Here is a 12,501-nt window from a genome sequence, read left to right on the forward strand (position 1 = left end):
TGATAGACATCGCCCATCGCATGGCGCGCCGAATGCCCGGCCCAGGGAATGCGCTCGGCCGGAACGAGGATCTCGACCTGCGGCCGTGCGCCGGGCGCACCGCGGATGATCGCCGCCTGCCGCTCACCCTCGCCGGGTGTCTGCGGTGCCAGCCAGCGCGCCAGTTCCACCTCGTCCTTGATCGTCGCCGACAGACCAACGCGCCGTACCAGCGGTGCCCAGCGCGAGATCGCAGCCAGCGCCAGGCTCAGCAGATCACCGCGCTTTTGCGGCGCCAGGGCGTGGATCTCGTCAATCACGATATGTTTGAGATCGGCGAAGAAGTTGGAGACATTCGGCGAGGCACAGAACAGGGCCAGCTGTTCCGGCGTCGTCAGCAGGATATCCGGCGGTGAGGCGCGCTGGCGCTGGCGTTTGGACGGCGAGGTATCGCCGGTGCGGGTTTCGATGCGCAGATCGAGGCCCATCTCGCTGACCGGCGTGGTGAGATTGCGCGCAACATCAACCGAGAGGGCCTTGAGCGGCGAGATATAAAGCGTGTGCAGACGATGCGGGCGATTCTTCGGATTGGTCGCGGCGATCTCTGCGAGCTCGACAAGGCTGGGCAGAAAACCGCCCAGCGTCTTGCCGCCACCGGTCGGCGCGATCAGCAGCGCATCCTCGCCGCGCGAGGCCGCCGCGATCATCGCCAGCTGGTGGGGGCGCACGCTCCAGCCACGCGCCGCAAACCAGGCGTCGAAGGCGGGTGGCAAGTTCGCGGGGGCGCCGGTGGGATCCATGAGTCTGACTTAGCGCGGCCATCAAGGGGGGACAAAGCAGAAAACCGTCCCCCTGCCGCTCGAGAGCCGGTTGCGGCATAGAGTTGGTCTGGACGGAATGATTGAGGGAATTTCCGGCATGGGACACGCGATCACGCAACGCTTTCGGGCCTTGGACGCCGCTTTCCACGCGCGTGCGCCGCGCGGCGAACGTCTGCATGCCCGCTTCGCCGCCCTGGCGGTGCTCAATGCTCCGCTCGATATTGAAACCCTGATCGAGAAATGCTTCGAGGTCCGCGATGACCTCAATGCCGGGCTCGGCCCCTGGCGCTCACCCAGCCGCCCGATGCGGCTGGTCTTCGCCGCAGCGCTGGTCGCGGGTGGCCGCACGGCTCAGCCCTTCCTCGAAACCCGCCGCGCCCTGGCGCTGCAACGCAAGGCGCGCGGAGCCCGCAGCCTCGCCCATGGCGGCGCCTGCGCCGCCCTCTCCCTGGTCACCGCCGGTGGTCATGCCTGGCAGGCAGACCAGTTCTTTGATGTGCTCGACGCGATCGCCGCACCCTGGTGGCAGCGCGATGCGCCGCGTGAGGAAGTCCTCGCCGCCGCCTTCACTGCGATGGGCGAAACGCCGGAAGACGCGGTCAATCATCTGAGCCGCGCCCGCCAGGCCCTGATCACCGCCGGCGTACCGCGCCATCATGCCGAGGCGGCCGCCTATGAAGTCGCCATGAGCCAGCCCGACCCGGCCGGTCTCGCCGGCGCCTGGACCACACTCAATATCGCGGTGCGCGGCCGCCCCGCCCTGCGCCACGGCACCGGCAAGACCGGTCTCGCCATTCTCGCCGCCAGCGGCAATGGCCCCGCCATGGCCGACGCCCTGGTCGAGGCCTTTGAAGCCGTCGCACAGCTCAAACCGAAACCCACCACCCAGACCGCCGCCCGCCTCGCCCTGCGCCTCGCCCAGGCCCAGGCCGGCATGGCCAGACCGATCGCCGCCGCTGGCGATCTCGCGGCCATTCTGGCGGCACAGGCGGCGATGGTCGCTGCGGTGACGGCGAGTACGGGGGCTGTGGCAGTGGGAGCGCACTAGCGACGCGTCTCAGACGCCCCATTCCCCTCGCCCGCGAACTTTGCTACCCGTCCCGGCGATAACCGCCAGACAGGACGTGCGCCATGATTCCCGAAGACTTCCTCAATCCCGAAACCATTGCCGTGCTGACCCAGCGCGCCCTCGATGCCGGGACCAGTATCGTGCTCGCCGCGCTGATCCTGATTGTCGGGATGATTGTCGCCGGCACGGTCCGCAAGGCCGTCGTCAATGCGGTGCACAAGAGCGATCGGATCGACAATACGCTGGGCGCCTTCTTCGCATCGCTGGCCTATTGGGGCCTGATGATCATGGTTTTGATCGCGGTGCTGGCGCGCTTCGGGGTCGAGACCACATCCCTGGTGGCGACACTGGGTGCCGCGACGCTGGCGATCGGGCTGGCGCTGCAGGGAACCTTGTCCAATCTCGCCGCCGGCGTGATGATCGTCCTGTTCCGCCCCTACGGGCTGGGCGACTGGGTCGAGGTGGCCGGGCAATCGGGCACGGTGAAGGACATCAATCTCTTCACCACGGTTCTGGCGACCGGTGACAACAGACGAGTGATCGTGCCCAATGGCGAAGGCTGGGGCAGTGTCATCGTCAATTATTCCGCCAATGATACACGCCGCGTCGATCTGGGTTTCTCGATCGATTATGGCGATGATATCGACAAGGCGATGGCCGTGATCACGAAAGCGCTCGAGGCCGACAAGCGCGTGCTGAAGGACCCGGCTGTCTTCACCGCGGTCAAGGCGCATGGCGCCTCCTCGGTCGATATTGTCTGCCGCGCCTGGTGCGCGACGGGTGATTACTGGGGTGTGTTCTTTGACGCGATGAAGAACGTCAAGGAAGCCTTCGACAAGGAAGGCATCTCGATTCCCTATCCACATCAGGTCAATATCGCCCGCAAATCCTGAGCCCTGGCTGGCATCGGGCGTGTGGCCCCGTTTGCGCCGCATTTTGAGGTAAAGTGACGTCATGACCGAACGCCAAGAAACCCGGCCCGAAGCGGCCCCGGCAGCACCGCGCAGCTTTATGCAGCGTCTGCTGAAATTTGCCCCCTCGGACCTGATCCGGCTGATCTTCCTGTGCGTGCTGGCGGGGTTCTTCCTGGCCGCCTTCCACGTCAATCCGCGACGGCTCTGGGTCGACTTCTTCGGAACGCTGGCGGAATCCTGGAGCCGCTTTATCGGCTTCATCAGCGACAGCGCGCTCTGGGCCGTGGATTATCTCCTGCTCGGTGCCGTGCTGGTGGTACCGATCTGGATCGTGATCCGGGTCTTGCGGGCGCTGCGCCGCGACTAAACGCCTGCCGCGCTGTGACAGGTTTCGGGCAAAACGCCAGATTTCCAGCCTGTTAACCATTTCTCTTGGCAGGTTCGAAACTTCCATGCGCTAGCGTGCAGGGATGAATGTTGAGCCCGTCAGGTTTCCCGTTGCGGAAAACGCTTTGCCGCCTCCTCTCGCTCGCGACTGGAGTCGCCAGCCGACGCTTGTGCTCAATTCCAACAGCTTCATGCGCAATATCCTGATCAATGTGCTGCGCGATGCCGGCGTGCGCGATGTCATTGTCGAAACGCATGCCAGCCGGGCCATGCATGCCCTGCGTGAAATATCCCCGGCACTGATTGTCGCCGACTGGGACCAGCAGAACGACCCCGGTGAGGATCGCGTGCGCCTGCTGCAGCGTATTCGCGGCTCCCAGGACTCACATTATCGCGAAACCCCTGTCATCCTGCTGTCCGCGCCGCGGCCGCGTGCCGATGTCGAGCGCGCACGTGACGCCGGTGCCAGCGAATATCTGGTGACGCCCCTGGCACCGATTACGCTGATCAACCGGCTCAAATCCCTGCAAACAGACGAGCGAGCCTTCGTCGATTCCTCGCGCTTTGCCGGGCCTGATCGCCGCCGCCGGCCGCGCCGCGAACGCGGACCGGGCCTCAAGCGCATTGCCGATGTTGCAGCCGGCCTGACCACGCCAATAGACGCTGCCCGCCGCGCCGCCCTGGCGCTGTCGCATGAAACACGGCTGAGCGGCGATCCGCTCGCCATTCGCGTCGGCCGTTCCCTGCAACGCTTTATCGCCAGGCAGAAGAGCTATACCGACGTCGAAGCGGAAGTGGTTGAAATGCACCGGGCCGCGCTGGCACAGCTGGTCCGCATGACCGATAATGGCGATCCGCTGCGCGATCCGGTCGTCGCCGGCCTTGAGCTGATCGTCGAGAAACGCCTCGGCCAGCGCTGAATTGCATCTGGCGAGGACGCCCGCGCTGGAATAGACATGCCGCATGTCCGACACTGATCCTCCCGGCGATCTGCAAGCCCTGCTCGACGAGCTGGCGCCCTTGCTGGTCGATGGCTCGCCGCATGCTGTCGCACTCGGCCTCACCCTCGTTTCACTGAAGCCCGGGCTCGCCGTGATGCGCGCGCCCTATGCGGCCGATCTGGTCGGAGATCCCGAGTCCGGCATTCTGCACGGCGGTGTGATCACGGCCCTGCTCGACCATGTCTGCGGCCTTGCGGCGTTCAGCGGGTTTGGCGGCCAGGACACCCCGGCAACGCTCGATCTGCGTCTCGATTACATGCGCCCGGCCAAGCCCGGGCTTGATGTCACTGCCGAAGCGGTCTGCCTGAAATCCCATGGCCTGGTCGCCTTTGTCCGGGCCACCGCCCATGATGGCGATATCAATGACCCCGTCGCCACCGCCCAGGCCGCCTTCATGGTAACCGGCGCTTCAAGGGCGGCACAGGAACGCGCTGTCAAAGCCCTGCGCGCAGGACAGCCGCTATGAGCAAGGCCCTGATCGAAACCCTGCTGGCCGCGCCCTATGTCGCGCGCTTCGGCGTGCGTCTGGAACAGAAGGGCGATGAGCTGACCGGCATATTGCCCTATTCGGAAATTCTGGTCGGCAATCCCCTCATCCCGGCGCTGCATGGCGGGGCTATCGGTGCCTTTCTCGAGATTGTTGCCTCCGCTTCCCTGCTGGCCGGTCAATCACTCGAGCGTCTGCCGCGGCCGATCGATGTGGCGATTGACTATCTGCGCCCGGGCCGCGCCGCCGACGTCTATGCCCGCGCCATCGTCAATCGCAGCGGCCGCCGCGTCGCCAATGTCCGCGCCGAGGCCTGGCAGGGCCGAAGCGGCGCGCCCGTCGCCACCCTGCACGGCCATTTCCTGATCACGCCGAGCCGCAGCGAGCCGGCGGACTGAAGCCAGCCATCCGGCCGGCATTCTGTCTGCTTGATGACAGGCTCGACACTTACTGGACAACGGGTTTCCGATTGTTACGCCAAGGCCCAGCTCGCGGTCATGGAGGACGTGCAAGCCTCATGAAGTCAGTGGCCGGCTGGCGCCCAGACTGCCGGCGGCCTCGCTTCGATGAGGGACTTTTGATGTTTAGACACACCATACTCGCCGCCACGCTCGCCCTGAGCGCCGGCTCGATCGCCGCCGCCCAGGACCGCGAGTCCCGGACGGTTCGCTTCAACACCGCCGCGCTCGGCAATGCCGATGACCGCCGCGAGCTTGAAGCCGAGATCCGCCTTGCCGCGCGGGATATCTGTCACACGCCGGGCCTGCGCGGCGCCCGCGCCATGCGTCAGCAGCGCGAATGCGAAACCGAAGCGGTCAATGCGGCGATGCGCCGGGTTGATATCCGCCTGGCGCGATTACGCGATGAACGGCCCAATCCCGCCGCGGATGTAGGCTAGGCCCGCGCCCGCCAGATGCCGGCCGGGCCACAGCCGCCCGGCGGCATTGCGACGAACTGTCCGGTGGTGGCGCACGGCCACAGGGCTAGAATGGAAGGCATGGACGCCACCGGCCCGCTGATCGCTTATTATGATGCCCTCTGCCCACTCTGCCGCGGGGAGATGGCGCGATATGCCCGTCATGGCGATCACATCATCCGCCTGCACGATGCGAATGGTGAGCTGCCCGATGATGTCGACCGGGAGGCGGCGCTGGCATCCCTCCATGTCCGCCTCCCCGACGGGCAGCTGGTCGATGGCTGGCCGGCCTTCATCGCGATCTGGGAACGCACACCCGGATGGGGCCTGCTCGCCTGGCTGACACGCCCCGCCCCGATCCGCATCCCCCTGGATGCCCTCTATCGCTGGCTTGCGCCGATGCGCCCGCGCGATGCCTGCCGCGACGGGGTGTGCGGGGTCTGACGGCTGATGGAATTCTGATCCGGCGTGCCGAACCCCGCTATCCGCGCGCTTGCCACCCGTACCGGGGCGCGCTAGTGGCGACGCATGTCGAGCCATCCCGAACTTACCCGTGTCGAGGTTATCCGACGCGCCCTGCCGCTGGTTGTCGCCAATGCCACCGTGCCACTGGCCGGCGTGGTCGACACCTTTGTGCTCGGCCTGTCCGGCGACAAGAGTGATCTGGGCGGGGTGGCGCTGGGCGGCGCGATCTTCTCGGTCTTCTACTGGAGCTTCTATTTCCTGCGCATGGGCACGACCGGGCTGACCGCCCAGGCCGACGGGGCCCATGATCGCGCGGAGACCCAGCGCATCCTGTTGCGCGCTGCCGCGATTGCGGTTTCGCTGGGCCTTGCCGTCTGGCTGTTGCGCGATGCGATCGCCTGGGCCGGCTTTGCGGTCTTGCAGGGCGCGGCCGGCGTCGAGGCCAAGGGCGCGGACTATCTGCTGGCGCGCGCCTGGGGCGCGCCGGCGGCACTGGCGACCTTCGCCCTGACCGGCTGGCTGATCGGACTGGGCCGCAATAGCGCCACCATGGCCATCTATGCCGCATTCAGCGCCATCAATATCGGGCTCGACCTCTGGTTCGTGCTCGGCCTTGGCTATGGTCCGGGCGGGGTTGGCGCTGCCACCGCGATTGCCGAATGGGCCGGACTTCTTGTCGGACTGGGTTTCGTCGCCCACACGCTGATACGACAGGGAGGCTGGGCCGGCGCCGTGCTCAATCGCGCCAGCCTGCTCGATCCGGGCGCCATCGCACAAATGTTCAACGTCAATCTCAATCTGATGATCCGCACCTGGAGCCTGGTGCTCGGCTTCACCTGGTTCGCCAATGCCGGCGCACGCCAGGGCACGGCCATCCTGGCCGGCAATCACGTTCTGCTACAAGTGATCACGTTGTGGGCCTTCGTGCTCGACGCCTTTGCCTTCGTCGCCGAGACCGAGGCTGGCCGTGCCTATGGCCGCCGCTCGCTCGACGGTCTGCGCCGCGCCGTGCGTCTGACGGGAGAGCCCATGTTCGCGGCCGGCGCCATCTTCGCCGTGCTGACCTGGTTGTTCGGCCCCCAGGCGCTGAGTCTTCTGATCGACGATGCCGAGGCACGCGACGCTGCGATCCGCTATCTGCCCTGGTGTGCCATCATCCCCTTCCTCGGGGCCGGCGCCTGGTTGATGGACGGGGTTTTCATCGGCACAACCAGCGGCAAGATCCTGCGCAATGCCGGCCTGGCGACCGTCGTGATCTATCTCGCCGCCGATTCCATTCTCACACCGGCCTTCGGCAATGACGGCGTCTGGATGGCATTCATGATCTACTACGTCGCGCGCGGCGGCACATTGGTGCTTGCCTACCCGTCGCTTGAGCGCCGGTTGCAATCCACCCCGACCGCTTCGGCGACCGAAACGAAACCATCGGCCTGAAGCCGCTTTGCCAGACCGGACTTGATGCGCTGCACCAGACCGGGACCGTGATAGACCAGGCCGGTATAGAGCTGGATCGCATTGGCCCCGGCGCGAATTTTGGCATAGGCCGTATCGGCACTATCTATCCCGCCCACGCCGATGATCGCCAGATCGGGCCCGGCAGCGCGGCGGAACTGGCGCACCAGCTCGGTGGAAGGTTCAAAGATCGGCACGCCTGACAGGCCGCCGCCCTCGCCCATATGTTCGCTGCTCAGACTGTCAGGCCGCTGGATGGTGGTATTCGACACGATGATGCCGTCGAGCCCGTGGCGGGCGATCGCATCAATAATCGGGGAGACATCCTCATCGGCGATATCCGGCGCGATCTTGAGGAAGACCGGCGCCTGGCCGCGCACCTGCGCCACCGCCGCCAGCAATTCATCGAGCGCGCCATGAGACTGCAGATTACGCAGACCCGGCGTATTGGGTGAGGAGATATTGACGGTAAAGAATTGCGCCAGATCCTTCAGCCGCTCCAGGCAGGTGACGTAGTCGGAGACGCGGTCCTCGCTGTCGAGATTGGCGCCGAGATTGACCCCGACAATCCCGCCGCGACCCTGACGCCGGCGCAGCCGCGTCTCGAATTGATCCAGCCCCTGATTGGGAAAGCCCATGCGATTGATGACGGCACGGTCGGGCGCGAGCCGGAAGATACGCGGACGTGGCTTGCCCGCCTGCGCCCGCGGCGTCACGGCGCCCAGTTCAACAAAACCGAATCCGGCCGCCAGCAAGGCGTCGGCTGCCTCGGCATTCTTGTCGAACCCGGCCGCCAGTCCGAGCGGATTGGGCAGGTCGAGGCCTGCGACACGGGTCGCGAGAATAGCCGGATCGCGCGAGAGCTGGCGCGGACCGAGACCCGCCTTCAGCCCCAGAATCCCGAAGCGGTGCGCCGTCTCCGGCTCGAACACATGCAGCGCCCGTGCGATCAGATCATGTATCACCACTGGCCTCCCAGATCGGACGGCAAGACCCAGTCACCCTCATCATTGCGGCGGACATGACGCACACCGCGCACGGCGCTGGCCGGAATGTCGCCAAAGACATGCGGGAAAAGCGCTCCACCGCGCGACGGCTCCCATTTGACGCTGTCACCCAGCGCCTCAAGATCGATCTCGGCCAGGATGAGGCGCGGATGCTCATCATAATGTTTGAGCAGCGTGCCCTCGACCTGGTCGGCGGCCGAAAGATGGATGAAGCCATCGGCGATATCGTGAGGCTCGCCGTGAAACACGCCAGCCATCATCACCGCAGCCCAGCTCTCGGGCGTCGCCAGTCGGTATGCAATCTTGTCGCTCATGCTCTGGGGTTAGCCCGCGCCGCCAACCGGCGCAAGCCTGTCTGGCGACTGGGGATATTTTCCTATAGCTTTCACCCTTCCAAGGACACCTCACCATGTTCACGCACGAAGAAATCTGGCGCGGGATTGACCGTCTCGCTGCCCATGCCCAGACCAGCCCGTCGGGACTGGCGCGGCGGGCCGGACTGGATTCGACCACATTCAACCCGTCCAAGCGCGTCTCGGCCGATGGCAGCAAGCTGCGCTGGCCCTCGACGGAAAGCCTGACCAAGGCGCTCAGCGCGGCCAATCTCGGTTTCGCCGACTTCGCAGCCCTGGTCACCGGCGAAGGCCGGACACAATCCCTGCCGGCACTCGATCTGGCCGATGGTGACCGCGCCGCCGCCTTTGATGCGATCGGCCTGCCGACCGGCGCGAGCTGGAGCCGCGTGCCCTTCCCCGATCTCGGGACGAGCGAAGCCTATGCGCTGACGGTCGAGGGCGCGGCCATGCTACCGCTCTACCGGCCCGGTGACCGCTTGATCATAGCCCCCGATGACAAGCCGCGCCCGGGCGACCGTGTCATGGTGAAAACGCGCGATGGCGAGATTTGCGGCTGGGAGCTGGGGCGCAGCACGGTGCAGGATGTGGTGCTCAAACCGCTCAACCCGGCCGGACCGGCGCGGATCGTCAAACTGGTCGAGATCGCCTGGATCGCCCGTATCGTCTGGGCCAGCCAATAGACCGGCCGGCCGGCGCTATTGCGTCATGCGCTCAACCGCCCAGGCCGTTGCCGCCTCGCGATCATCCCTGAGCGCGTGCAATTGGGCGGCATTGCCCAGCAGACCGGCCTCGAAGGCGTCGCGCGGTTCCAGTTCCAGCGCGAGCCCGACCTGTTCCCAGGCCATTGCGGTGCGGTCACGATCATCCAGCGCGATCAGGCCGAGGGCGAGAAAATAGCGCAGCGCCGGATTATAGGGGTCCAGGGCAATCGCCTGGCTGTAATAGCCGGTGCCGGCTTCAACCGAAGCGCCGAGCATGTCCATGCCGCGCGAACCGCCGCGCCGCGCTACTTCGAGATTCCACGCCCCCAGCGTGCCCAGAGCCCAGACATTGGCCGGATCCTCCATGATCACGGATTCCAGCAAGGCCCGCCCGCGCTGCGGGACGCGCAGGAAAAGGGCGCGCATGCTTCCGGTATAGCGCCCCTGATAGCCCAGCGAGATCGCCAGCCTCAGGCGCGCTTCGGCGCTCTCAATGTCTGCGCGATAGGCAGCCTCGGCGAGACTGACGGCCTGGCGTGTCACCGCCTGGCGGTTGGCGGCGTCGGGCTCGATCATCAACTGCGCCACCAGGGCGCGGGCGGCATAGGCATAGCCCTCGGCTCCACCGGCCAGTTCTGCCTGGTCGGCCGCCTCCTGCCAGCGGCCACTGGCGAAGGCCTGGCGTGCCCGGTCCATATCGGCCCGGGCCAGCGGGGTGATCAGAAGAAGGAGGATCAGCGCGGTGAAAAATCTCATCGGCACAGGGTAGATCAGTTGCGCTACCGATTGAAGCGGGAGTTTTGCGCGGGTCCGGGCGCTGGCCAGAGCACCATGCCGCGACCATTTGCGCCTTGGCCATCAGCGCGCGGACAGGCAGTGTCCGCCGCGTGTGGCAGCGGCGTGGGACATTGCCGGACGGAGCGAAGACATGAGCAGTAGCGAAGCCTTTCAGCCGCCCAAACCGCCCTATGCCAATTACAGCCAGACCGGCCGCCTCACCGCGTCCGACTACTGGACCTATTTCCGGGCGATGGGCCGCAATCCGCTCGAGATCTGGGGCGAGCATCATTTCGAGTTTCTCGTCGCGCCCTTCCGCTTTCTTGGCCGCAACAGCCTGTTGATCAATGATCCGGGCGCGATCCATCACTGTTTCGTCACCAATGCCGCCAATTACCGCATGAACCCGGTGCGCCAGGCGGTGCTGAAACCCTTCCTGCGCGACGGGCTGCTGACGGCCGAGGGTGAGGTCTGGAAGACGGCCCGCCATGCGGTCGCGCCCGTTTTCACACCCCGCCGGGTCAACGCTTTCGCGCCCAAAATCCGTACCGTCTGCGACGAGGCCACCGAGGCTTTCCTTGCCGTCGACGGGCGCACGATTTCGCTGTCCGATGCGATGGTCGATCTGACGCTGGACATCTTGATCGAGACGCTCTTCTCCGGCGATGAAGCGCTCGACAAGACCCGCTTCAGCGCAGCGATCTGCCGTCTGATCGAGATCACCGGCATTCCCCACCCCTTCGATCTGATGGGCGTGCCGGGCTGGATACCGCGGATCGGGCATGGCGGGGCGCGACGTGTGATCGCGGATCTGCGCCGCCAGGTCGCCCATGTCGCTGCGACACGCCGAGCCCAGCCTGAAGCGGAGGCCGCCGGCCGCAGTCCGGACTTTCTCGACCTCCTGCTCGGCGCCGGCCTCAACGAGACTGCGATTGTCGACAATCTCCTCACCTTCCTTGCCGCCGGTCACGAGACCACGGCCCGATCATTGAGCTGGACTCTCTATCTCCTCTCCCAGGCGCCCGATGTGCTGAAACGGCTGGAGGCCGAGATCGACGCCGCACCGCTTGACGATACTGACCCGGCAAACTGGATGGACGCCCTGCCGTGGACGACGGCGATCATCAAGGAGAGCCTGCGGCTCTATCCCTCGGCCCCGATCCTGTCGCGCACCTCGATCGCCGCTGACACGGTGGCCGGTCTGGCCGTCGCGCCCGATACCGATGTGCTGGTCTCGACCTGGCTCTTGCACCGCCAGCGCGATTTCTGGCCGCAGCCGGATGCCTTTCTGCCGGAACGGTTTTACGGCGAGACCGCCAATTCCATCCCGCGCCATGCCTGGCTGCCTTTCGGGCTGGGCCCGCGGGTTTGTATCGGCGCCCGTTTCGCGATGATGGAAATGGTGATCGTGCTCGCCAGCCTGCTGCGCAAGCTTCGCTTCGAGTTTGCCGGGACGCGCCACCCCGTCCCGGTGATGCGCATCACGCTGCAGCCCGATATCGAGGTGCCGATGCGCGTCAGCCGCCGGGATACTGGAACACCTGCTCCAGCGGCAGTTTGAACACCGCGGCAATCTTGAAGGCGACCTCGAGCGAGGGCGAATACTTGCCCTGCTCGATGGCCAATATGGTCTGCCGCGTCACGCCGACAGCCTTGGCCAGATCGGCCTGGGTCATCTCATTGGCGTGAAAGCGCAGGGTGCGGATCGTATTGGTGATGGCGGTGGATTTGGTCATCGCCTAGCCCTGCCGATAGGCGATGAGCACCGAAACGCCCTTGGCAATCTCGCCGGCCACCAGCCCGGCCAGCACCGCATTGGCGACCCAGACCATGGGATAACCCAGGACGGCCAGCGTCAGGGCGGCGACGGCGAAGAGGGCCAGGACCCGGCCGCCAAAGGCGCTGCCGCGCGTCTCGATACTGCGGTCGCGTTCATCGCTGCCCTCACCGGCTTCAGCCGGCGCGAAGGCCGCCATGGCGATATGTCCGGCAATCGCGATAAACACCAGCGCGAAGGAAGCCGCACCCAGCATGCCGATATTCAGCTCAACCGGGCCCGCCTGCGCCTGCATCGCCAGATCACCGAAATAGCCGCCGAAGATCAAAACCATGGCGCCCAGCATCAGCGCATTGCTTTTTTCACGGAATGACATGTCTGGTCTCCATAAC

At 65.8% G+C, this 12,501-nt stretch carries 17 protein-coding genes; 11 read left to right on the forward strand and 6 right to left on the reverse strand.

Annotated features, from left to right (window positions below):
- A partial coding sequence (locus AAC023_RS11430) for a DEAD/DEAH box helicase (RefSeq protein WP_339741294.1) occupies window positions 1-779 on the reverse strand: 779 nt, incomplete at its 3' end.
- 118 nt (window positions 780-897) lie between these two features.
- Here AAC023_RS11430 and AAC023_RS11435 point away from each other — a divergent pair.
- From AAC023_RS11435 to AAC023_RS11475, 9 genes are all read left to right on the forward strand, one after another.
- Window positions 898-1,848, forward strand: coding sequence for a hypothetical protein (locus tag AAC023_RS11435; protein ID WP_339741295.1), 951 nt, complete (start codon window positions 898-900; stop codon window positions 1,846-1,848).
- Window positions 1,849-1,931: 83 nt separating this feature from the next.
- The gene (locus AAC023_RS11440; RefSeq protein ID WP_339741296.1) at window positions 1,932-2,762 is read left to right on the forward strand and encodes a mechanosensitive ion channel domain-containing protein; all 831 of its coding nucleotides are present in this window, start codon (window positions 1,932-1,934) and stop codon (window positions 2,760-2,762) included.
- Window positions 2,763-2,823: 61 nt separating this feature from the next.
- The gene (locus AAC023_RS11445; protein ID WP_339741298.1) at window positions 2,824-3,150 is read left to right on the forward strand and encodes a DUF6460 domain-containing protein; all 327 of its coding nucleotides are present in this window, start codon (window positions 2,824-2,826) and stop codon (window positions 3,148-3,150) included.
- Window positions 3,151-3,295: 145 nt separating this feature from the next.
- Window positions 3,296-4,090 (forward strand): response regulator, encoded by a 795-nt coding sequence (locus tag AAC023_RS11450; protein ID WP_339741299.1) that lies wholly within the window; start codon window positions 3,296-3,298, stop codon window positions 4,088-4,090.
- A gap of 43 nt (window positions 4,091-4,133) precedes the next feature.
- On the forward strand, window positions 4,134-4,637 hold the full coding sequence (locus AAC023_RS11455) for a PaaI family thioesterase (RefSeq protein WP_339741301.1): 504 nt from the start codon (window positions 4,134-4,136) through the stop codon (window positions 4,635-4,637).
- Window positions 4,634-5,056: a PaaI family thioesterase gene (locus AAC023_RS11460; protein WP_339741303.1), complete on the forward strand. Its 423-nt coding sequence runs from the start codon at window positions 4,634-4,636 to the stop codon at window positions 5,054-5,056. The genes AAC023_RS11455 and AAC023_RS11460 overlap by 4 nt, the downstream gene beginning before the upstream one ends.
- A 182-nt stretch (window positions 5,057-5,238) precedes the next feature.
- Window positions 5,239-5,556, forward strand: a complete 318-nt coding sequence (locus tag AAC023_RS11465) for a UrcA family protein (RefSeq protein ID WP_339741305.1) — start codon at window positions 5,239-5,241, stop codon at window positions 5,554-5,556.
- A gap of 99 nt (window positions 5,557-5,655) precedes the next feature.
- Window positions 5,656-6,018: a DUF393 domain-containing protein gene (locus AAC023_RS11470; RefSeq protein WP_339741306.1), complete on the forward strand. Its 363-nt coding sequence runs from the start codon at window positions 5,656-5,658 to the stop codon at window positions 6,016-6,018.
- Window positions 6,019-6,102: 84 nt separating this feature from the next.
- Complete coding sequence (locus AAC023_RS11475; RefSeq protein ID WP_339741307.1) at window positions 6,103-7,473, forward strand: MATE family efflux transporter; 1,371 nt, start codon at window positions 6,103-6,105, stop codon at window positions 7,471-7,473.
- Here AAC023_RS11475 and AAC023_RS11480 read toward each other — a convergent pair.
- Both AAC023_RS11480 and AAC023_RS11485 read right to left on the reverse strand, forming a co-directional pair.
- On the reverse strand, window positions 7,401-8,456 hold the full coding sequence (locus AAC023_RS11480) for a quinone-dependent dihydroorotate dehydrogenase (RefSeq protein ID WP_339741308.1): 1,056 nt from the start codon (window positions 8,454-8,456) through the stop codon (window positions 7,401-7,403). The genes AAC023_RS11475 and AAC023_RS11480 overlap by 73 nt on opposite strands.
- A complete protein-coding gene (locus tag AAC023_RS11485; RefSeq protein WP_339741310.1) occupies window positions 8,453-8,812 on the reverse strand; it encodes a DUF952 domain-containing protein in 360 nt (119 codons plus the stop codon). Before AAC023_RS11485 ends, AAC023_RS11480 begins: the two co-directional genes overlap by 4 nt.
- A 95-nt stretch (window positions 8,813-8,907) precedes the next feature.
- Between AAC023_RS11485 and AAC023_RS11490 the strand changes: the two genes are divergently transcribed.
- The gene (locus AAC023_RS11490; RefSeq protein ID WP_339741311.1) at window positions 8,908-9,534 is read left to right on the forward strand and encodes a helix-turn-helix transcriptional regulator; all 627 of its coding nucleotides are present in this window, start codon (window positions 8,908-8,910) and stop codon (window positions 9,532-9,534) included.
- Between the two features lie 15 nt (window positions 9,535-9,549).
- On the opposite strand, the gene AAC023_RS11495 is transcribed toward AAC023_RS11490, so the two are convergent.
- On the reverse strand, window positions 9,550-10,311 hold the full coding sequence (locus tag AAC023_RS11495) for a hypothetical protein (protein ID WP_339741312.1): 762 nt from the start codon (window positions 10,309-10,311) through the stop codon (window positions 9,550-9,552).
- A 172-nt stretch (window positions 10,312-10,483) separates the two neighbouring features.
- Here AAC023_RS11495 and AAC023_RS11500 point away from each other — a divergent pair, with 172 nt between their 5' ends.
- Window positions 10,484-11,893: a cytochrome P450 gene (locus tag AAC023_RS11500; RefSeq protein ID WP_339741313.1), complete on the forward strand. Its 1,410-nt coding sequence runs from the start codon at window positions 10,484-10,486 to the stop codon at window positions 11,891-11,893.
- On the opposite strand, the gene AAC023_RS11505 is transcribed toward AAC023_RS11500, so the two are convergent.
- Window positions 11,850-12,008, reverse strand: a complete 159-nt coding sequence (locus tag AAC023_RS11505) for a helix-turn-helix transcriptional regulator (protein WP_339741316.1) — start codon at window positions 12,006-12,008, stop codon at window positions 11,850-11,852. The genes AAC023_RS11500 and AAC023_RS11505 overlap by 44 nt on opposite strands.
- 63 nt (window positions 12,009-12,071) lie before the next feature.
- Complete coding sequence (locus AAC023_RS11510; protein WP_339741315.1) at window positions 12,072-12,485, reverse strand: hypothetical protein; 414 nt, start codon at window positions 12,483-12,485, stop codon at window positions 12,072-12,074.
- Between the last annotated feature and the right edge of the window lie 16 nt (window positions 12,486-12,501).

The sequence above is a fragment of the uncultured Maricaulis sp. genome (genome assembly GCF_963976135.1).
Taxonomy (GTDB): domain Bacteria; phylum Pseudomonadota; class Alphaproteobacteria; order Caulobacterales; family Maricaulaceae; genus Maricaulis.